This window comes from Aminobacter sp. AP02 (genome assembly GCF_003148805.1).
GTDB lineage: Bacteria > Pseudomonadota > Alphaproteobacteria > Rhizobiales > Rhizobiaceae > Aminobacter.
In genome coordinates, this window is record NZ_QGGX01000013.1 from 145,533 (window position 1) to 166,437 (window position 20,905).

Here is a 20,905-nt window from a genome sequence, read left to right on the forward strand (position 1 = left end):
TAAAGGGTGGATCGGTGCGTCAAGTACAGTTCCCTCGGCGCCTTTGCAAACGGCCCGCCGCGTAAGAAACAGGAAAATCATCCCAGGATATCCCGTGCCAACTCAATGGGATGAAACGCCGCGTTGATCAATGGCTCGGAGCCGCATTATATCAGGCCAACAGAGGTGCGCAGTCGGCACTTCGGCAGCATGGACGGCGGCACATGAGCGTCGACAAACATTCCCGCATTCTGGTTGCCGGCACGGGGCCGGTCGGGCTGATTTCCGCCCTCGCCTTGGCCAATGCCGGCTTTGGCGTCATCCTCGCGGGACCGCCCGCGCGCGCCGACGACGGCCGCACCACCGCCCTGATGGTGCCGGCATTGAAATTCCTTGATCGTCTCGGCGTTCTCGACGCGCTGACCCGCGATGCGGCGCCGCTCAAGGTGATGCGCATCATCGATGGAACCTCGCGTCTGATCCGCAGCCCGATCGTCACCTTCCGCGCGGGCGAGATCGGCGAGGAACATTTCGGCTTCAATTTCCAGAACCGGATTCTCAACGCAGTCCTCGAAAAGTCGGCCGAAGCCCATGCCGGCATCGAGTGGCGCCGCGCGATGGTCGAAAACTGGACTTTCGAGCCCGGCAAGGTCGTTGCCACTCTTTCGGATGGAACGTCGGTCGAATCTCCCCTGGCCGTCGCTGCGGACGGCAGGAATTCGCCGGCGCGCGAGGCTGCCGGCATTTCCGCGAGCGCCCGCTCGCTGCCGCAGGCCGCATTGGTGCTCAATTTCGCGCATAGCCGCGACCACGCCTTCGCTTCAACCGAGTTCCACACCGAAACCGGGCCGTTCACACAGGTACCTCTACCCGGTCGTCGCTCCAGCCTGGTCTGGGTGCTACGGCCGGAGACGGCCAAGGAATTCGCCGACCTCGACGATGCTGAATTGTCATTGCGGATCGAACGCCAGATGCAGTCGATGCTGGGCCGCGTCACCGTCGAAGGCGGCAGGCAGATCTACCCGCTGTCGACCTACTTGCCCCAGCGCTTTGCCCACAATCGAGTGGCACTTGTCGGCGAGGCCGCGCATGTGTTCCCGCCAATCGGCGCTCAGGGCTTGAATCTCGGCATCAGGGATGTCGACCAACTCGTTGAAATCGTAACGAAACACATTGATGATCCTGGCGCGCCGGCAGCCCTTTCCGCCTATGATTCCGCACGGCGCCCCGACATTCTTGCGCGCACAAGTGCGGTCAACCTGCTCAACAGGTCGCTTTTGTCCGACATGCTGCCGGCGCAATTGGCGCGCAGCGCGGGGCTCAACTTCCTTGGGGGCTTTTCGCCCGTGCGCGCCTTCTTCATGCGCGAAGGCCTGAGGCCCGGCAGCGGGTTTTCGTCCCTCGCCTCAAGCCTGCGTGCGCCGCGCCGGTCACGCGACGCCGCGGCGGACTAGGGAAAGAGATCCGGCGGCAATATGCCGTGCTGGATCATGTAGAGCAGTCCGGTCACCGTCAGAACCGACAGGCAGGTGGTCACTAGCACGCTTGCCGAGGCGCGCTCGACCCAGACGCCGTATTGCTGCGCGATGACAAACACGTTGGTCGCAGTCGGCAAAGCCGCAAGCAGCATCGCCGAGAACAGCCATACCGGCGAGAAGTTGCCGATCCAGCTCAATACGACGTAGCACAGCAGCGGATGCACGATCAGCTTGAGCAGCGCGATCGGCACCATCTCGTGTGGCACGCGCTTGAGCGGCCTGAGCGCCAGCGTCACGCCCATGGCAAACAGCGCGCACGGTGCTGCCGCGCGCGACAGATATTCGAGGAACCGCTCGACCGGCAAAGGCGGACGAAACTCGACATAGGCCGCCAGCACGCCGACGGCTGTAGCGATGATGAACGGGTGGAATGCGATTTTCCTGGCCACGTCCGCGGCGACGCTCAGCGGCGGGCGCGGCTCGTCGCCGGCCAATGCCATCATCATCGGCGCGATGGTGAAGTGCATGATGTTTTCAAAGCAGAAGATCAGCGCCACCGGAACCGCGGCCTCCTCGCCGAAGGCAAGCAGGGCCAGTCCTGGGCCCATATAGCCGATATTGCCGTAGGCAGACGCCAGGCCCTTGATCGTCGATTCGGCAATCTCGCCGCGCCCCTTGATGTAGGACGCTGCAAACATCAGCGAGAAAATGATGAAGGTCGAAAACACCGCGCCAAAGATGTAACCCCATTCGGTCAGGCGTTCGAACGGCGTCTTGGCCAAAAGCTGGAAAAACAGTGCCGGCAGCGCGACATAGACGATGAAGGTCGTCATCCACCCGAGGGCTTCGAGCGGCTGTCTGGTAATGCGGGCGACCACGAAGCCCATGAAGATCAGCCCGAAGAACGGGAGGACCAGACCGATCACCTCAGACATAGGCACTTTCCTGCTTGGCGTCGCATGAACGTTTCAATTGGCGGTATCGTGCGGCCTGACAGCACGTCAAGGCGCTATGCCATTGAAATGGCTGCCTTGCTGCGCCAAATAGGAGACTAGGAAGGCACAATCAGAGGGACTGGAGGGCTACTTCGATCCGGATTGCGACCTAAGCGATTGAAAGCGCGTGTGATTCGACGATCATGCGCGGTATCGGGTGATCCGCATGAAGACGGCTAAATTCTCAATAGGACAGGTGGTGCGCCATCGTGTCTTTCCGTTCCGGGGCGTGATCTTCGATGTCGACCCCGAATTCGCCAATACCGAGGAATGGTACGACGCGATTCCTGCGGCCGTGCGCCCTCGTCGCGACCAGCCATTCTATCACCTGCTGGCCGAAAACGCCGAGACTGAATACGTCGCTTACGTCTCCGAACAGAACCTTCTCGAGGACAGTTCCGGCGAGCCGGTTCGCCATCCCCAGATCGGTGAGTATTTCGACAAGACGTCCGATGGACGCTACGCCCCCAAGGCGCGCATCAGCCACTAGGCTCAATTAGCCGGTACCAAACAAAAAGCGGGGCCAAAACCCCGCTTTCTTGATTTCAGATCTGTCCGGACGATCAGTTGGCGGTCTTTGCCTTGTCCTGCTCTTCCTTGAGCTTCTTGGCGAAGTCCTCGTTGTTCTTCGACACGAACTCCTGAAGCTTCTTCTGGCGGTCTTCCAGGTCCGACTGCTTCATTGGCTCGCCATCGAAGGCGCCCGTGAAGCCCGACAGCGAAACCTTGATCGGGTTCGGCTGGTTCTGGAAGTTGATCGACGTCAGCGTGAGCTCGGTGCCCTTCTTGAACGAGGCGACGAGCGGATCGGTAAGTGCGATCTCGGCGACGCAGCGGTCCGGGAAGCAGATCACGTATTCGAGCTTCTGGGCCTTGCCGCCATCGACCTGAAGGCCAATGCCGGGAGGCACGAGGCGGCCGCTCGGCACGGTAACCTGAAACACCTTGCGGTTGACCTTGCCCTTGAGCTCGATCATCGAGATGCCGGTCACCAGCTGGCCGTTGCTGGCGGTCAGGATGTTCTGAACGTTGCAGATGTCCACGTCAGCCTGCTTGGAACAAGCCTTGAACCAGCCCTGCGGGATCTGCTGCTGCTGCGCGGCGGCAGGTGCGAGGCCCGATGCCAGCACACCGGCTACGCCGGTCGCCAAGACCGACAGGCGGAGACCGTCGAATTTCTGGCTCGTCATCTTCATGAATTCCTCTCAAACAATCCCGGAACCGGCCCAAGCTGTGTGTCGACGCTACCTGTTGGGCAAATGAGGCAACAGCATGACTTCGCCGCGCCTGTTACACTGCCGCGCGCCGTGAATCCAGCCCGTTTTAGCGCATTTCTTGTAGCATGTCCGAGCAATGGACGGCCCTCGTCCGCGTGCGCTACGCTTCGAATCATAAAAGCTTCCCCGAATTCGTGGAGAATCGTCGTGAGACGCACTCTTTCGTTGCTGGTTGCCACCGCTGCAATCGCTCTTCTTGCCCCGCGCGCGGCCAATTCCGAACCTGTGCACGGCCTTTCGATGCATGGCACGCCCGCGCTACCGGACGACTTCAAGAACTTTCCCTATGCCAATCCGGATGCCCCCAAGGGCGGCAAGATCACCTATTGCGTCATCGGCAGCTTCGACAATCTCAATCCATTCATCATCAAGAGCTTGCGCACCACCGCGCGCGGCATGCTCGACACGATCTATGGCAATCTCGTGTTCGAATCGCTGATGCAGCGCAGCGCCGACGAGCCTTTCAGTGTCTACGGCCTCACGGCCAAGTCGGTTGATATCGATCCTGACCGCAAGTGGATCGAGTTCAACATCGACCCGAATGCCAAATGGTCTGATGGACAGCCCATCACGCCCGACGATGTGATCTTCACCTATGAAGTCTTCACCGAAAAGGGCCGTCCGCCCTACAGTGACCGCATGTCCAAGATCGAGAAGATCGAAAAGACCGGCGATCTCAGCGTCCGCTTCACCTTCAACGACAAGGCTGATCGCGAATACCCGTTGATCATCGCGTTGACGCCGATCGTGCCCAAGCACGCCTTCGACAAGGCGACTTTCGACCAGACGACACTAAAGCCAATTGTCGGCAGCGGCCCTTATACAGTGGCCGAAGTGAAGCCCGGGGAGCGCATCGTCTTCAAGCGCAATCCCGAATATTGGGCGCGCGACATCCCCTCGAAACGTGGCTTCGACAACTACGACCAGATCACCATCGAGTATTTCCTCAACACTGCCGCCCAGTTCGAGGCGTTCAAGAAGGGCATCTGCGACACCTTCACCGAAGCCGATCCGGTCAAGCGCGAGCGCGGTTTCGACTTCCCCGCCTTCCAGAACGGCGACATCGTGGCTGAAACCTTCAAGAGCGGTCTGCCGCCGGTGGTCACCGGCTTCATGTTCAACACGCGCTTGCCGAAGTTTTCGAACCCGGTTGTCCGCCAGGCGCTCGGTTTGCTCTACGATTTCGAATGGGCCAACCGTAACCTGTTCAGTGGCAAATATGAGCGCACGGTCAGCTTCTGGCAGGGCTCGGAACTGTCGGCCTTCGGCGTCCCGGCCAATGACAAGGAAAAGGCGCTCCTTGCACCCTTCCCTGGCGCAGTGCGGCCGGACGTCATGGACGGCACCTGGCGCCCGCCAGTCACTGACGGTTCCGGCCAGGACCGCAAGGTGCTCAAGGCTGCCTTCGACCTGTTCAAGAGTGCCGGCTACACCTTGCAGGGCGGCAAGATGCTGGACCCCGAGGGAAAGCCCTTCACTTTCGAAATCCTCACCTCGTCCGAAGCTGAGCAGCGTCTGGCCGCTATCTACCAGCGCGCACTGGAAAAGCTCGGCATCGTCATGACCATTCGTGCGCTTGAGGCCGATCAGATCCAGTCGCGCAAGCAGGCTTTCGATTTCGACGTCCTGATCGGGGTGACCGGTTTCACGGGTACCTTGTCGCCCGGCATTGAACAGATCGGCCGCTGGGGTTCGTCGTCCGCCAACAAGCCAGGCTCGTTCAATCTTGCCGGCGTCGCCAACCCGGCCATCGACGCCGCCATCGAAGCAATGCTGCAGGCGCGGGAGAAGGACGATTTCGTCGCTGCCGTGCGCGTTCTCGACCGCCTGTTGATCTCTGGCAACTACATGGTTCCGATGCAGCATAACTCAGAGCAGTGGATTGCTTTTGCCAAGAGACTAAAACATCCGGAAAAAACACCCATATTTGGCTATCAATTGCCGGTCTGGTGGAGTCAGGGCGGGTAATCAGGTGCAATCAAGGGCTTTTCCATGACCGATCAGAACCAGCTCACCATCGACGTCGTCTCCGATGTCGTCTGTCCATGGTGCTTTCTTGGCATGAAGCGCCTCGAAAGGGCGCTTGCCAGCCTTCCCGAGATCAAGGCCGAGGTGCGTTGGCGGCCATTCCAGCTCGATCCGACCATCCCGCCCGAGGGCAAGGAGCGTAAGGCCTACATGCTGTCGAAATTCAGCGACGAGGCACGCCTGCAGCAGGTCCATGCCAATCTGGTTTCGCTCGGCGCGGTCGAAGGCATCTCGTTCGATTTCGACGCGATATCAGTTGCGCCCAATACGCTCGACGCCCACCGCCTGATCCGCTGGGCCGCCGCGTCCGGCAACGAAGTCCAGGACAAGCTCGCGCGCGCGCTGTTCAGCCTTTACTTCGAACAAGGCAAGGATATCGGCGACCATGGCGTTCTGATCGAGGCTGCCCGTTCCGCCGGCATGGATGCGGCGGTAGTAGGAGCGCTGCTTGCCACGGATGCAGACCGCGACGACGTGACCAACGAGATCGTGACCGCCTCGCGCATGGGTATCACGGGCGTGCCGTGCTTCCTGCTCGACGGCAAGTACGCCGTGATGGGCGCCCAGGATTCCGCCACCCTCGCCGACGCCATCCGCCAGGTCGCAACCGAAAAGGCTGCCGGCGAGCCGACGCTCAACTGACTTTCTGATTGATCGAAAACGAAAACCCTCACCGCCCCGTGGCGGTGAGGGTTTCTTGTATCAGGCGGCCTGTTCGGCGAGCTTCGCAAGTTGCGTCATGATCACGGCCGACCCAGCCAGCCGCTTTTCCGGGTTTGGCCAGTCGCGGGCGAACACGACCGAGTGGTCCGGCCTGATCTTGGCCAGAGAACCCTGCTCGGCGATGTAGCGCACCAGCCCCGCCGGATTGGCGAACTCCTTCTTGCGGAATTGCACCACCACGCCCTTCGGTCCGGCGTCCAGCTTCTCGACATTGGCCTTGCGGCACAGCGCCTTGATGAAGACGATCTTGAGCAGGTGCTTGACCTCGTCGGGCAGCGGTCCGAAGCGGTCGATGAGCTCGGCGCCGAAACCGTCGATCTCCTCGGTGTTTTCCAGATCGCCGAGGCGGCGATAAAGCGCAAGCCTGAGCTGCAGGTCCGGCACGTAGCTTTCCGGGATCATCACAGCCGTGCCGACGGCGATCAGCGGCGACCAGCCGGTGTCGATCGCTTCGCCACTGCCGCGCAGCTCGGCCACCGCCTCCTCTAGCATCTGCTGGTAGAGCTCGAAGCCGACTTCCTTGATGTGGCCGGATTGTTCCTCGCCCAGAAGGTTGCCGGCACCGCGGATGTCGAGATCGTGGCTGGCGAGCTGGAAGCCGGCCCCCAGCGTGTCCAGCGACTGCAACACCTTGAGCCTGCGGTCGGCCGTGGTGGTCAGCGTCCGGTTGGCCGGCAGCGTGAACAGCGCATAGGCGCGCACCTTGGAACGGCCGACGCGTCCGCGCAGCTGATAGAGCTGGGCGAGGCCGAACATGTCGGCGCGATGCACGATCAGCGTGTTCGCCGTCGGAATGTCGAGGCCCGATTCGACGATCGTCGTCGACAGCAGCACATCATACTGGCCATCGTAGAAGGCGTTCATGATGTCGTCGAGCTGGCCCGCTGCCATCTGGCCGTGGGCGACAGCGACCTTCAGTTCCGGCACTGATTCCTGAAGGAATTGATGCACTTCCGCGAGGTCTGCAATGCGCGGCACGACATAGAAACTGTGGCCGCCGCGGTATCGCTCGCGCAACAGCGTTTCGCGAATGACCAGCGGATCGTAGGGCGAAATGAAGCTGCGCACCGCCATGCGGTCGACAGGCGGGGTGGCGATCAGCGAAAGCTCGCGCACCCCGGTCAGCGCCAATTGCAGCGTGCGCGGGATCGGCGTCGCCGACAGCGTCAGCACATGCACGTCGCTCTTCAGTTCCTTGAGCCGTTCCTTGTGCTTGACGCCGAAATGCTGCTCCTCGTCGATGATCAGCAGCCCGAGATTCTTGAACGAGATCGACGAGCCCAGCAGCGCATGCGTGCCAACGACGATGTCGACAGTGCCGTCGGCGATGCCTTGCTTGGTCTCGGCCAGTTCCTTGGTGCCGACAAGCCGCGATGCCTGTCGCACCTTGATCGGCAGGCCGGCAAAGCGCTGAGTGAAAGTCTTGAAATGCTGGCGCGATAGAAGTGTCGTCGGCACGACCACTGCTACCTGGAAACCTTCCATGGCCGCGATGAAGGCCGCGCGCAGCGCCACTTCCGTCTTGCCGAAGCCGACATCGCCGCAAATCAGGCGATCCATGGGCTTGCCGGCGCCAAGATCCTCCATCACGGAATCGATGGCGCTTTGCTGGTCGTCGGTCTCCTCATAGGGGAAACGTGCGGCGAACTCGCCATAGACGCCGTCCGGCGGGTTCATCGCCGGCGCCTCGCGCATGTGCCGTTCGGCTGCGATCTTGATCAGCTGGCCGGCCATTTCAAGCAAACGCCGCTTGAGCTTCGCCTTACGCGACTGCCAGGCGCCGCCGCCGAGCTTGTCGAGCTGGGCCTCGGCCGAATCCGACCCGTAGCGTGACAGTAGTTCGATGTTTTCGACCGGCAGGAACAGCCGCCCGTCTGAGGCATAGTGGATTTCGAGGCAGTCATGAGGCGCGCCTGCCGCCTCGATGGTCTTCAGGCCGACAAAGCGGCCAATGCCGTGGTCGGCGTGCACGACGATGTCGCCTGCTGATAGCGACGACGCTTCCGCTATGAAATCGGCGGCCCGCTTGCGTTTCTTCGCCCGCCGGATAAGCCGGTCGCCGAGAATGTCCTGCTCGGCTACGACCACCAGTTCGCCGGCCTCGAAGCCGGCCTCGATCGGCAGCACGGCGAGCCCCGCCTCGCCCGGCTTCAGCGCCTCGACCTCGGCAAGGTTCGCCACGCGCTTGAGATTGCCGAGATCGTGCTCGTCGAGGATCTGCGTCAGCCTGTCCAGCGAGCCTTCCGTCCAGCCCGCAACGACGACACGCCGCTTGGCGGCACGCTGGTCGGCGATGTGCCTGGCGACCACGTCGAAGACATTGGCGTTGGGGTCGGCGCGCTCCTCGGCAAAGCTGCGGCCAGCGTGCGAACCGGCGTGCAGCACCCTGCGCCCGCTCGAAAAGGGCGTGTCGAAGGGCGTAAGCTCGGCATTGACCTGGTCCGCGAGTGCTGACGTCACTTCGTCCGGCGACAGGTATATCTGCTCCGGCGCCACCGGCTTGTAGGGCACGGCGTCCTTGAGGCCCTTGCCCTCCGCCTGCTTGCGGCGGGAATCGTAGTGATCAAGGATCAGCGTATGGCGTTCGCCAAGCGCCTCGCGTGCCAGATGGTCGAACACCACCGGCGCGTCGGGCAGGTAGTCGAAAATCGTCTCGAGATGCGAATAATAGAACGGCAGCCAGTGCTCCATGCCGGCAAAGCGCCTGCCTTCGGAGACCGCGGCATAAAGCGCGTCGTCTCGTGAGGGCGCGCCAAAAGCCTCGATGTAGCTGCGGCGAAACTTGCTGATCGTGTCGGGCGTCAGCGCAACTTCGCTCATCGCCTGCAAGACAACGGAGTTCCTGCTACCCGTCGTGCGCTGGCTGGCGACGTCGAAGGCCCGGATCGTCTCCAGCGTGTCGCCGAAGAAATCGAGACGCAGCGCATCCGCAGCACCGGGCGCGTAGAGATCGAGGATACCGCCGCGCACGGCGAATTCGCCGACGCCGCGCACCGTCGGCACGCGTTCGAAACCGGCGCGTTCCAGCCGTGCAACAAGCTGGTTCATCTCGACCTGGTTTCCCGGCTTGGCGCGGAATTCCTGCGCTTCGATCGCAGCCGACGGAGGGACGCGTTGGAGCAGGGCATTGGCCGTGGTCAACACGATCGCCCGGTGCGGCTCCTTCCTGAGTGCGATCATCGCCGCCAGCGCTCCGAGCCGGCGGGCTGCGGCGTCCGAACCCGGCGAGACACGGTCGTACGGCAAGCAATCCCAGGCAGGCAGTTCGAGTACCGGCAATTCGGGGGCCACGAACGCTAGCGCCTCGACGATCTGTGGCAGGCGCTGGCCGTCGCGTGCGACAAACAACATTGGCCTGTCCGGCGCAATCTCGGCCACCGCGGTTGCGAGCGCAAAAGCCTCGTATCCGTCGGCGACGCCATCGACGATGAACTGTCCGGCGCGACCCTTGGGCAGGCCGATTGGTTTGATCAGGCTCATGATTTCACTCAGGCTGTGAATGCGCCGCGCGATGCCACGATCTGGCGGTAGACGTCATGGTCGACAGCAGCCGGGACCGGGTGCTCGCCGATGATCCACGACAGCAATTCCTTGTCGGTGATGTCGAGCAATATCTCGTAGTGGTCCAGGTCGCTATCGCTGAGCTTGTCGATGTTGGCATCGGCGAAGCTTCCCAGGATCAGGTCCATCTCGCGCATGCCTCGATGCCACGAGCGAAACAGCAGCTTGCGCCTGCGTGCATCAAGCCCCTCGCTCGAGCGTGTCGATCCGGTCATGTCAGCAATCCTCTGATGTCGAGGCGCATATAGCGTGGATAGCCAGCTATGTCAGCCTTTGCCCGGGCTGCTCCAGCGCATAAGCTGACATCATGCGCCCATCATTGCTTGATCCGTTGTTCTCCCCCATCACATCGCTCGCCGGCATCGGACCCAAGGTCGCAGTGCTGATCGAAAAAGTCGTTCCGGCCGATCTGGGTGACCGCGCGGCACGGGTTGGTGATCTGTTGTTTGTCCTGCCCAACAGCGTGATTGACCGGCGCAATCGTCCCGGCATCGCGCTCGCCGCCGAAGGCGCCATCGTCACGCTCGACGTGCGCATCGACCGCCACCAGCCGGCACCACGCGGCAACCGCGCGGCGCCCTACCGCGTCTTTGCCCATGACGACACTGGCGAGATTGCGCTGACCTTCTTTCACGCGCACGCCGCCTATCTTGAAAAGGCGATGCCGGAGGGCGAGCACGTCATCGTGTCGGGCCGCATGGAGTGGTTCAATGGCCGCCCCTCGATGGTCCACCCCGATCACATCGCCCTTGCCAGCGAGGCGGATAAGCTGCCGTTGATAGAGCCGGTCTATCCGCTGACCGCCGGCCTGTCGTCCAAGGTGCTGCGCCGCGCCATCGGCCAGTCGCTTGAGCGTCTGCCGGTCTTGCCCGAATGGCTCGATGCCGAACTGATGCGGCGCCAAAGCTTTTCAACTTTTGCGGCGGCTCTCCAGCGCATTCACAACCCAACCGATCCCATCGACGCTTCTCCTGAAAACGCCGCGTGGCGCCGGCTTGCTTATGACGAGCTGCTGGCCGGCCAGGTTTCGCTGGCGCTCGTTCGTGCCCGGGTTCGCAAGTTGCACGGGCGGCCGTTGACCGGCGACGGCCGCATTGTCGATGCCTTGCGCGCGGCCCTGCCCTATTCCCTGACTGGCTCGCAGCAGACGGCACTCCAAGAGATCGACGCCGACCTCGCCAAGCCAGAACGCATGCTGCGGTTGCTGCAGGGCGATGTCGGGTCGGGCAAGACGGTCGTCGCGCTGCTCGCCATGGCGCGTGCCGTCGAGGCCGGCGGCCAGGCAGCACTCATGGCGCCGACCGAAATTCTCGCCCGCCAGCATCTCGCCACCATCGCACCGCTGGCCGAGCGCGCCCGCATATCCGTCGCTGTGCTCACCGGTCGCGAAAAAGGCCGCGAACGGGCGCAGATTCTGGCTGGCCTCGAAAGCGGCGAGATAGACATCGTCATCGGCACGCACGCCCTGTTTCAGGAAACGGTCACTTTCCGCGATATGGCGCTCGCCGTCATCGACGAGCAGCACCGCTTCGGCGTGCACCAGCGCCTTGCCATGAACGCCAAGGGCCAGGCGCCCGACATGCTGGTGATGACGGCCACGCCAATCCCGCGCACGCTGGTGCTCACAGCCTTCGGCGACATGGACGTTTCACGCCTCACCGAAAAGCCCGCCGGTCGTCAGCCCATCCGCACTGTTACCCTGCCGCTCGAACGGATTGACCAGTTGGTCGGCCGCGTCAGCGATGCCGTGGCCGAGGGCCAGAAGGTCTACTGGATATGCCCGCTTGTCGAAGAATCCGAAGAGATCAAGCTGATGTCGGCCGAGGACCGCTTCGCCTCGCTTCAACCCGTCTTCGGCTCCCGCATCGGCCTCGTACATGGCCGCATGAAAGGCGCTGAAAAAGACGAGGCGATGCGCGCTTTCAAGGCTGGCGAGACCCGGGTCTTGATCGCCACCACCGTCATCGAGGTCGGCGTTGATGTCCCTGATGCCACCATCATTGTCATCGAACATGCCGAGCGTTTTGGCCTTGCGCAGCTCCACCAACTGCGTGGCCGTGTCGGTCGTGGCTTGAAGCCCTCATCTTGCGTGCTGCTTTACAAGGATCCGCTCGGCGAAACCGCCAAGCGCCGCCTGTCGGCCATGCGCGACACCGAGGACGGCTTCCTCATCGCCGAGGAAGACCTGAAATTGCGCGGCGAAGGCGAATTGCTGGGCACGCGCCAATCCGGCACGCCCGGATTCCAGATCGCGCGCATCGAGGCGCACGCCGACCTGCTGGAAATCGCCCGAGACGACGCGCGCCTGATTCTTTCCCGCGACCCTGATCTGGTGTCGCCACGCGGCGAGGCGCTGCGACTGCTGCTTTACCTGTTCGGCAGGGATGAGGCGGTTCGCTTGCTCAGGGCCGGCTGAGGCAGTTCGCCGGGGGCTGGATTGCCCATCGGGCCGTCGACGAGCACACCCTTGGCGGCGGCCTTGCTCTTGACCTCGGGCGCCACCAGCCCGGCAGAAACGATCAGCTTGGCGCCGTCCTCGATGCTCATGTCGAGCACGACGATGTCGGACTTCGGCACATACATCAGAAAGCCGGTCGTCGGGTTGGGCGTACAGGGCATGAAGACCGCGATCAGCGGATCGCCTTCCTTGTCCAGCTTGTCGTTGATCTCGGTCTGCTTTTCATTGGCGACGAAGACCAGCGACCAAACACCCTTTCGCGGATACTCGACCATTCCAACCGTACGGAACATCTCGCTCTTGTTCGACAGCACCGTCTCGAACAGCTGCTTCAGCGCCTTGTAGAGCCCCCGCACCAGAGGCATGCGGTTGAGCAGACGTTCGCCGAAGGACACGATAGCCCGGCCGATGAAATTGGCGGCCAGAAAGCCGATCAGCGTGATCAGAACCAGCGCCACGATCAGCCCGAAGCCGGGCACCTTGATGGAAAGATAATTGTCGGGGTTGTAACTGTTGGGGATGTAGGGCTTCACCCAGGAATCGACCCATCCGATGAACGACCAGGCAATGTAGATGGTGATCGCCAACGGCGCACAGACGATGAAACCGGTGAGGAAGTAGTTCCTCAGCCGTGTCATGGCCGAAACCTTGTATGCGTCCGACATCGTTCACCGCCGCCCTATTTGCAGCGCAACATTAGTGAACCGGACAGCGCATTGAAACAGCGATCTTCGTAGGGGGCGGCGTTGCCCTACTCCACCGTCACCGATTTGGCCAGATTGCGTGGCTGATCGACGTCGGTACCCATGAACACGGCGGTGAAATAGGCCAGCATCTGGATCGGCAAGGCATAGATGATCGGCGCGATGAATTCCGGAACATCGGGCAGCACGATGGTTTCCATCGTCTTCACCGTCGCCTGGGCAGCACCCTTCTGGTCGGTGATCAGAATGATCTTGCCGCCGCGCGCCGCCACTTCCTGCATGTTCGAAACGGTCTTTTCGAAGATGCGGTCGTGCGGGGCGATGACGATGACGGGCATGTTCTCGTCGATCAGCGCGATCGGCCCATGCTTCAGCTCGCCGGCGGCATAGCCTTCGGCGTGGATGTAGGAAATTTCCTTGAGCTTGAGCGCACCTTCCATGGCGAGCGGAAAATTGGTGTCGCGGCCGAGGTAAAGCACGTGCTTGTACGACGACAGCTCACGCGACACCTTCTCGATCTGCTTGTCGAGCTTGAGCACCTGGGCGGCATAGCGCGGCGCCTCAGAAAGGCTGCGTACCAGCGCTTTTTCTTCCTCGGGTGTAATCGTTCCGCGCTGTGAGGCAGCGCGAATGGTGAGCGCCGCCAACACAGAAAGCTGGCAGGTGAAAGCCTTGGTCGAGGCGACGCCGATCTCCGGCCCCGCCAGCGTCGGCATCGTTACGTCGGATTCGCGCGCCATGGTCGATTCGCGCACGTTGACGATGGCGCCGATCGGCACGCCTTCCCTGCGGCAATAGCGCAGCGACGCCAGCGTATCTGCCGTTTCGCCAGACTGCGATACGAAGAATGCCGCGCTTTTCTTCGAGATCTGCATCTCACGATAGCGGAATTCCGAGGCCACATCGATGTCGACCGGCAACCGCGCATGGCGTTCGAACCAGTATTTGCCCACCAGCCCGGCAAGATAGGCGGTGCCACAGGCCGAAACGGCCAGGCGATCGATGTCGGCGAAATTGAACGGCAGGTCGAGCGGCTTCGAGACCCCTTGCGTGAAGTCGAGATAGTGCGCCAGCGTGTGCGAGATCACCTCCGGTTGTTCATGGATTTCCTTTTCCATGAAGTGGCGATGATTTCCCTTGTCGACGAGATAGCTGGTGCCGACCGACTGGCGCCTCTGGCGCTCCACCGGCTTCCGTTCCATGTCGTAGATCTGGAATTCGTTGCGGCGCACCACCGCCCAGTCGCCATCCTCAAGATAGGTGACAGAATCGGTGAAGGGCGCCAGCGCAATGGCATCCGAGCCCAGGAACATCTCGCTTTCGCCATGACCGATCGCCAAAGGCGGGCCGTTGCGGGCCCCAACGATCAAATCCTCGTCGCCCTTGAACATGATGGCCAGCGCGAATGCACCGTTGAGCCGCTTTAGCGCGGCGTGTGCCGCATCGACGGGTTTGGCTCCGCGGGCAAGCTCGCGCGCGATCAGGTGCGCGACAACCTCGGTATCGGTCTGCGAGGTGAATTCGTAGCCGTCGCCCTTAAGCTCTTCGCGCAGGTCGGCGAAATTCTCGATGATGCCGTTATGCACGATCGCCACGCCGCTGGAAAAATGCGGGTGCGCGTTGGTCTCGTTGGGCACCCCATGCGTCGCCCAGCGCGTGTGGCCGATGCCGATCAGCCCGTCGAGCGGCTCCTCCTTGAGGCGGCGTTCAAGATTGACCAGCTTACCCTCGGCGCGGCGGCGCGCCAGCTCGCCACGTTCGATGGTGGCGACACCGGCTGAATCATAGCCACGGTATTCCAGCCGTTTCAGCGCATCGACAATGAGCGGCGCCACCGGCGTCTGGCCGACAATCCCAACAATCCCGCACATGCTTTCGCCCCCATAGCATTCCGCTCAAACCCTGTCGGCTTTGTAGGCACAGTGGGCACCAAGCGAAAGTCACATTCGATTTCGCTGCGTTTCAGCAGTCAACCATCTGAAAACGGCAAGATTGCGCGGCGCGGTTGTGACGCAGTTGCCGGAAACCCCTACTTCTTTGCCGAAGCCCGACGCTCCCGCAGTTCCTTGCCTTTACCCGGCAACGTTTTTTGCCGCGCGCGGCCAAAGGCCAGCGAATCTTCCGGCACCTGGTCAGTGATGACGCTGCCGGAGGCGACATAGGCGCCTGCGCCGATGACGATTGGCGCCACCAGCGACGAATTCGAGCCGATGAAGGCTCCTTCGCCGATGTCGGTGAAGAACTTCGAATAGCCGTCATAGTTGCAGGTGATCGTGCCTGCGCCGATGTTGGCGCCGGCGCCAACCCGTGCGTCGCCAATGTATGTCAGGTGGTTGACCTTGGCGCCCTTTTCGATCGTCGCCTTCTTGACCTCGCAGAAATTGCCGACCTTGGCCTTTTCATGAATCTCCGCCCCCGGCCGCAGCCGCGCGAACGGACCGATCTCGGCACGCGGGCCAACACTAGCGCCTTCCAGATGGCTGAAGGCATGAACCGTCGCGCCATCGGCAATTTTTACCCCCACCCCAAACCAGACATTCGGCTCGACGAGCACGTCGGCGCCAATTTCGGTGTCGTGAGAGAAGTACACAGTCTCGGGTGCGATCAACGTAGCCCCGTCGACCATCGCCTGACGGCGGCGGCGTTTCTGCCAGATGGCTTCCGCTTCGGCCAGTTCCGCACGGTTGTTGATACCCAGCACGCTTTCAAAGCTTGCCTCGATCGCAACCACAGTCAGACCGGCCTTGTCGGCGATCTCGACAATATCGGTGAGATAGAACTCGCCCTTGGCGTTGGCATTGCCAACCTGTTCGAGCAGCTTGAGCGCATGCGCCCCGGAAATCGCCATCAAGCCGGCATTGCAGAACCCGATCTTGCGCTCTTCGTCGGTGCAATCCTTATCCTCGCGGATCGCCACCAGCTTGCCGGCCGTCTCGACGAGGCGGCCGTAGCCTGCCGGGTTCGGTGGTCGAAAGCCTATCACGACAACAGCGGCGCCTTCGGCGAGCTTTGCCCTCGCCAAGGCCAGTGAATCGGCCTCGACCAGCGGTGTATCGCCAAACATCACCAAGATGTCGTCACGGCCTTTTGCGATCGCATCGCGCGCAGCCAGCACCGCATGCGCGGTTCCCAACCGCTCTGCCTGGACGAAGACAGCGGCTTTTGGCGCAAACGCTTCCGCGGCCTTCCTTACGGCGTCGCCGCCATGGCCGACCACGAGCGCGACAGCGTCCGCGCCCGCCGACTCGGCCGCCCTGGCGACATGCGCCACCATAGGCAGTCCGGCGATCTGGTGCAGCACCTTGGCCTGGCCGCTTTTCATGCGTGTGCCTTCACCGGCGGCGAGGATGATCGACAGGCAGGTTCTCTGGGTCATGGTGTCGTCCGGATTTGTGAAGGCGGCTGGAATCGGCCACCTTTTTAGCATTGCTGGCAATCGCCTCCAATGCACAGACGATTCGAACGGCTTTTAGGCTAGCCAAGCTGTCCAAGGACAGGAAAACGTTCGAGCAGCCAATAGGACGCGGTCTGGATGCCGCCGGTCAGGAAAAGCACGCCGGCGACCACAAGCAGGCCGCCGATCACCTTTTCGACTTTGCCAAGATGCACCTTGAACTTCGACAGGAAGCGCATGAAAGCGCCGGAGAACATGGCAGCGATCAGGAACGGAATGCCTAGTCCGAGCGAATAGACTGCCAACAGCATTGCGCCCTCGCCTACTGTCTCGCGCCCGCCGGCAAGCGTCAGGATCGGCCCGAGGACTGGCCCGATGCACGGCGTCCAGCCGAAAGCGAAGGCCAGCCCCATGAGATAGGCTGCAAGGTTACTCGCTGGCTTGCCCCGCGACTTGAAGCGCGCTTCGCGCGACAACAGCGGAATGCGCAGTATGCCGAGAAAATTGAGTCCCATCAGGATGATGAGTACGCCCGCCGCCATGGCCAGCGGCTCCTGCCATGTCCGCAGCAACTGGCCGATGGTCGAAGCGCCCGCGCCGAGCGACACGAACACGGTGGTGAATCCGAGTACGAACGAGCCGGACGCGGCAAGCAATGGACCCCGCGCCCGCGAAACTGTCGCCGTTGTGCCTTCAGCCTTGAAATCGTCGACCGAAACGCCGGCCATGTAGCAGAGATAAGGTGGCACCAGCGGCAGCACGCAAGGCGAAAGAAATGACAGCGCTCCTGCCCCCAATGCGGTGAGATAACCGACGTCCAATGCCATTCATGCCGCTCCACGGAAGTACAGGCGCCGCTATAGCCGCAGCGGCATTCCGGCACCAATCACCATTTTGTGGGCTTTGCCGGGCCGGCTGTTGCCGACCCGTACAGGTTTCAATGACCGCCCCGTGCGCCGGATTAAACGCGCAAAGGACACTCCAAGTCTTTGACTCTATGCAAGTTCCTTCGGCAATCGTTTCCGATTTGGGGAAAGATGCAGATGCCAGCTGCGCTGCGTTGTCGCCTATCCCTGGGCGGCGATTATTCGTGGATCGTGTATTCGCCGAGCTCGCAGAGATTCTGCTTGTCGGTGGTCGTATCGAGGTCCGAGCTTTCCTCGAATTCAAAGCGCATGTCGTATTCGCAAACACTGCGGCCATCAGCGATGGTGATTTGCATGCTTTCGCCTGCCCCCAGTGTATCGCGGCCAAAAATGTCGTCTTCCCACTGGTCGACGCCGACGGGCGAGGCATAGAAATTCGTCAACACGGAAGTCGTGCCGTTCTTCAGGGTAAAGACCAGATCCTCGGCCTGGGCCACGGTGGAAAGGGCCGACATGGCCAAAGTGGAAGCAACAGCAAGTTTCAAAAGGATGCGCATTTATGAATGTCCAGAACCACAACGGCCCGATATTGGGCGATATCGTCTAGCATCGGCATATGACGCCTGCAATATCATCGACCGGTAATATTACGCCAACCTGATATCCTTCAAGGCCTCTCGGAACCCCGCCTTCAACAGGTTGTTTGCAACGGCGTTTTTCCGGTTGACCCGCCGAAGCACTCTCCCTATGTTCCGCCCGAATTTCGAGGTCGCCAAGCGGGCCTTGAGAGCGCGTAGCTCAGCCAGTAAAGCAGCTATGTACGGTCGGGCGGGTAGCTCAGTTGGTAGAGCATTCGACTTTTAATCGAATGGTCATGGGTTCGAGTCCCATCCCGCCCACCAAATAGATCGAAATACAGTCGATACTCCTCCATGTTTGGGAACGCCCGCAAGGCACCAGCGCTGCGCGGAATTCGCAGAGTGAAATGCCGAACTCCCGCCATATGAAATCCGGTGGCCCAGAATCTTGGCCAAATCCAGTTCCGCGAACTCCCGTGCGTGAGTCGCAATCAGGCATTTCAGCCGTCGCGGACATCATCCATTACGAGCTTGCACTTGTAATATTCCGACACCAGCGGAAGCATCGCCTTTACCCAGCGGTCGCGATTTTGCAGACGGCCCGACCAAACGTGAGTTGCAATAGGCGATATCTGGAGGCCGGTTTTGCATGCATCGGAACCGACATGCTGCCTTACATAGGCGTCCCGCGCAGTGAACTTCCGATTGAAATCGATGTAGAAAGGCAGGGTCACCGCGGCATTGCCCAGTGCAAGAATGTACATTGCGACAAATGCCGTTTTGTTCGCAAACTGGATTACAAATCGCGTGCATGTCACCATGGAAACAATCCAGGCGAATGCAAAAGCACGTGGCTCAGTGTACGGCGCCGCAACCAACGATACAACGCACAGAGTTGCTGGAATCAGAAGTACCAGGATATCCGCCTGGCTCTTGATGCCGTTCTTTCGGATCATGGCAGCAAGAGCCGCAAATCCCAATGCGGAGATTATAGCAGACGACACCGCAAACCTGCCGATGACATCGGCTACCCGGCGGATCCAATACCAGGCAGTTGGGTCGTAACCCAGATGATCGCGATACCACTGCGTGCGCAAGGCGGTTGAAGGCGCAAGCATCAGCGCGCCCCAACCAACCAGCAGTGCCAGAACAATTCCTGCGTCCTTGATGGCGTGCTCGCGCGTTCTCCGTTCCACGGGAGAAAAATACCAATTGGCCGCAACATACACGACCAGCAACGGCGGCAGGTTCTCGAAGCTAAGGCCGCATAAAACCGCCAGCAACGCACTCAGGCCGTATGGAACTTTGCTCGTATAGACGCGGTGGGTGAGCGGACGGACCGAAACAATGGCGACGAGCAGCATGACCAACAAAAGCGGGAGCAGATATCCAGCTACAGTCGTACGCCAGAAAAAAATCTCGTAGCGTGGCCAAAGTATGTAGGTAAGTCCAAGTGAGGTTGCCCAAGCCAGTAGAAAGGTGCGATCCAGTTTCGTCGATTTCAACGCCAGGACAGAAACGAGCGCGCAAAACGCAACAATCGCAAGCATTGCGGTAACGTTTAGAAAAACGTTCGGCATTGCCAGCCAAAAGATGGACAGCATCTCACCTAGTCTGGCGTTCCACCCCCACCATTGGCGTGAAGCGTGTTCAGAAAACCAGACAAGGCGTTCAACAATCCCTTGACCGTTGTCGATCAGGCCGAGAGCATAGTCTTCGCCGTTAATGGGAGAGAACGTAACCGTTGCTGCAAATAGTACGATAAGCAAAAGTGCTGCTGGAATGACCAAAAGCGGGGAAATGGGCTCGTCGTTCTCTGTTCGTGCAAAGTATTTTGCGATGCGCTCTTTCATGTAGTCCGTGAATCTTCCTCGATAAGATATGTCGGGCGCCCCTTGGCTTCGATATACAATCGACCGATGTACTCCCCAAGAACACCAACAGAAATGAGCTGAACACCACCAAAAAACAGAACGGCAGCCATGAGCGACGAGTAACCCGGCGTGTCGTTACCGAAAAGCAGCGTTTTGCCGATAATCGTCAGCATGTAAAGCAACGCGGCGACCGAAACGACCATTCCAAAATACGTCCATATTCTCAATGGCACGGTGCTGAAGCTGGCAATGCCGTCGATTGCGAAGTTCCAAAGCTTCCAAGCATTGAACTTCGTTTCACCCTTGGCTCTGGCCGGCCTTTCATAGGGCACGCCGATGGCCGAGTATCCAGGCCAGGCAAACAAGCCCTTCATGAACCTGTTGCGCTCCGGCAAAAGGCGAAGTGCCTCGATTACCTTTTTGCTGATGAGCCGAAAATCACCTGCATCACTAGGTATCGGCAGGTGCGATGCCGAATTAAAGGCCTTGTAGAAAAGCCCGGCCGTGACGCGCTTTGAAACGGTGTCCGCATCCCGCCCTGCCCGAAGGCCAAAAACCGTGTGGTAGCCGTTCTGCCACTGTTCGATTAGCAGCGGAATGACCTCCGGCGGATCCTGCAGATCGACATCCATGATGATCGCCGCATCGCAATCGACGTGATCGATGCCGGCGGTCATTGCGGCTTCCTTGCCGAAGTTTCTCGTCAGTTTGAGGTAACTGACTCGCGAATCCGCAAGGCAAATCCTCCGAAGGACATCGATCGTGTTGTCGGTCGATCCGTCATCGACAAAGAGAAAGCCAAAGTGAGCAATGTCCCCTGGGACTCGCGCCGCAAATTGCTCCAGGAAATGCGGAATCGATTCCTCTTCGTTCTTGACGGGAACGATGACCGTTATGAACCGCCCCGGGTTTGCCGGAGGCTCCAACTTTTGAGAGATTGGAGCTGATATGAGCAAGACAACGAACAAATTCTCGCCTGAGGTCCGTGAC

The 20,905-nt window shown here is 60.8% G+C and carries 16 protein-coding genes and 1 tRNA gene; 6 read left to right on the forward strand and 11 right to left on the reverse strand.

The annotated features are described in order from the left end of the window. Nucleotides 1–203 precede the first annotated feature (203 nt). Nucleotides 204–1,433, forward strand: a complete 1,230-nt coding sequence (locus tag C8K44_RS17830) for a UbiH/UbiF family hydroxylase (RefSeq protein ID WP_109577133.1) — start codon at nucleotides 204–206, stop codon at nucleotides 1,431–1,433. Here the strand turns inward: C8K44_RS17830 and C8K44_RS17835 are convergent. Then, on the reverse strand, nucleotides 1,430–2,392 hold the full coding sequence (locus C8K44_RS17835; protein ID WP_109577134.1) for an AEC family transporter: 963 nt from the start codon (nucleotides 2,390–2,392) through the stop codon (nucleotides 1,430–1,432). The two genes, C8K44_RS17830 and C8K44_RS17835, sit on opposite strands and share 4 nt — an antisense overlap. 226 nt (nucleotides 2,393–2,618) lie before the next feature. On the opposite strand from C8K44_RS17835, the gene hspQ reads away from it, so the two are divergent. Next, nucleotides 2,619–2,942, forward strand: coding sequence for a heat shock protein HspQ (gene hspQ / locus C8K44_RS17840; protein ID WP_109577135.1), 324 nt, complete (start codon nucleotides 2,619–2,621; stop codon nucleotides 2,940–2,942). Between the two features lie 73 nt (nucleotides 2,943–3,015). On the opposite strand, the gene C8K44_RS17845 is transcribed toward hspQ, so the two are convergent. Next, nucleotides 3,016–3,642, reverse strand: a complete 627-nt coding sequence (locus C8K44_RS17845; protein WP_109577158.1) for an invasion associated locus B family protein — start codon at nucleotides 3,640–3,642, stop codon at nucleotides 3,016–3,018. A gap of 327 nt (nucleotides 3,643–3,969) precedes the next feature. On the opposite strand from C8K44_RS17845, the gene C8K44_RS17850 reads away from it, so the two are divergent. Then, on the forward strand, nucleotides 3,970–5,697 hold the full coding sequence (locus C8K44_RS17850) for an extracellular solute-binding protein (RefSeq protein ID WP_199227130.1): 1,728 nt from the start codon (nucleotides 3,970–3,972) through the stop codon (nucleotides 5,695–5,697). 24 nt (nucleotides 5,698–5,721) lie between these two features. Continuing rightward, complete coding sequence (locus tag C8K44_RS17855) at nucleotides 5,722–6,399, forward strand: DsbA family protein (RefSeq protein ID WP_109577137.1); 678 nt, start codon at nucleotides 5,722–5,724, stop codon at nucleotides 6,397–6,399. 60 nt (nucleotides 6,400–6,459) lie between these two features. Here the strand turns inward: C8K44_RS17855 and mfd are convergent, their stop codons facing one another. Both mfd and C8K44_RS17865 read right to left on the reverse strand, forming a co-directional pair. Continuing rightward, a complete protein-coding gene (gene mfd / locus C8K44_RS17860) occupies nucleotides 6,460–9,960 on the reverse strand; it encodes a transcription-repair coupling factor (RefSeq protein ID WP_109577138.1) in 3,501 nt (1,166 codons plus the stop codon). A gap of 8 nt (nucleotides 9,961–9,968) precedes the next feature. Next, nucleotides 9,969–10,256 (reverse strand): succinate dehydrogenase assembly factor 2, encoded by a 288-nt coding sequence (locus C8K44_RS17865; protein WP_109577139.1) that lies wholly within the window; start codon nucleotides 10,254–10,256, stop codon nucleotides 9,969–9,971. 92 nt (nucleotides 10,257–10,348) lie between these two features. Here C8K44_RS17865 and recG point away from each other — a divergent pair, with 92 nt between their 5' ends. Then, the gene (gene recG / locus C8K44_RS17870; RefSeq protein WP_109577140.1) at nucleotides 10,349–12,457 is read left to right on the forward strand and encodes an ATP-dependent DNA helicase RecG; all 2,109 of its coding nucleotides are present in this window, start codon (nucleotides 10,349–10,351) and stop codon (nucleotides 12,455–12,457) included. Here recG and C8K44_RS17875 read toward each other — a convergent pair. From C8K44_RS17875 to C8K44_RS17895, 5 genes are all read right to left on the reverse strand, one after another. Further along, nucleotides 12,409–13,164, reverse strand: coding sequence for a DUF502 domain-containing protein (locus C8K44_RS17875; protein WP_109577141.1), 756 nt, complete (start codon nucleotides 13,162–13,164; stop codon nucleotides 12,409–12,411). The genes recG and C8K44_RS17875 overlap by 49 nt on opposite strands. A gap of 86 nt (nucleotides 13,165–13,250) precedes the next feature. After that, nucleotides 13,251–15,074 (reverse strand): glutamine--fructose-6-phosphate transaminase (isomerizing), encoded by a 1,824-nt coding sequence (gene glmS / locus C8K44_RS17880; RefSeq protein WP_109577142.1) that lies wholly within the window; start codon nucleotides 15,072–15,074, stop codon nucleotides 13,251–13,253. 158 nt (nucleotides 15,075–15,232) lie between these two features. Continuing rightward, complete coding sequence (gene glmU / locus C8K44_RS17885; protein WP_109577159.1) at nucleotides 15,233–16,579, reverse strand: bifunctional UDP-N-acetylglucosamine diphosphorylase/glucosamine-1-phosphate N-acetyltransferase GlmU; 1,347 nt, start codon at nucleotides 16,577–16,579, stop codon at nucleotides 15,233–15,235. A gap of 98 nt (nucleotides 16,580–16,677) precedes the next feature. Continuing rightward, the gene (locus C8K44_RS17890; protein ID WP_109577143.1) at nucleotides 16,678–17,424 is read right to left on the reverse strand and encodes a cytochrome c biogenesis CcdA family protein; all 747 of its coding nucleotides are present in this window, start codon (nucleotides 17,422–17,424) and stop codon (nucleotides 16,678–16,680) included. 257 nt (nucleotides 17,425–17,681) lie between these two features. Next, nucleotides 17,682–18,020, reverse strand: coding sequence for a hypothetical protein (locus tag C8K44_RS17895; protein ID WP_109577144.1), 339 nt, complete (start codon nucleotides 18,018–18,020; stop codon nucleotides 17,682–17,684). A gap of 269 nt (nucleotides 18,021–18,289) precedes the next feature. Here C8K44_RS17895 and C8K44_RS17900 point away from each other — a divergent pair. Beyond that, a tRNA-Lys gene (locus tag C8K44_RS17900) sits at nucleotides 18,290–18,365 on the forward strand. Between the two features lie 176 nt (nucleotides 18,366–18,541). Here C8K44_RS17900 and C8K44_RS17905 read toward each other — a convergent pair. Further along, on the reverse strand, nucleotides 18,542–19,894 hold the full coding sequence (locus C8K44_RS17905; protein ID WP_146203957.1) for a DUF6056 family protein: 1,353 nt from the start codon (nucleotides 19,892–19,894) through the stop codon (nucleotides 18,542–18,544). Then, nucleotides 19,891–20,905, reverse strand: a 1,015-nt coding sequence (locus C8K44_RS17910) for a glycosyltransferase family 2 protein (protein ID WP_348626336.1), incomplete at its 5' end; no start/stop codon positions are given. The genes C8K44_RS17910 and C8K44_RS17905, both read right to left, overlap by 4 nt.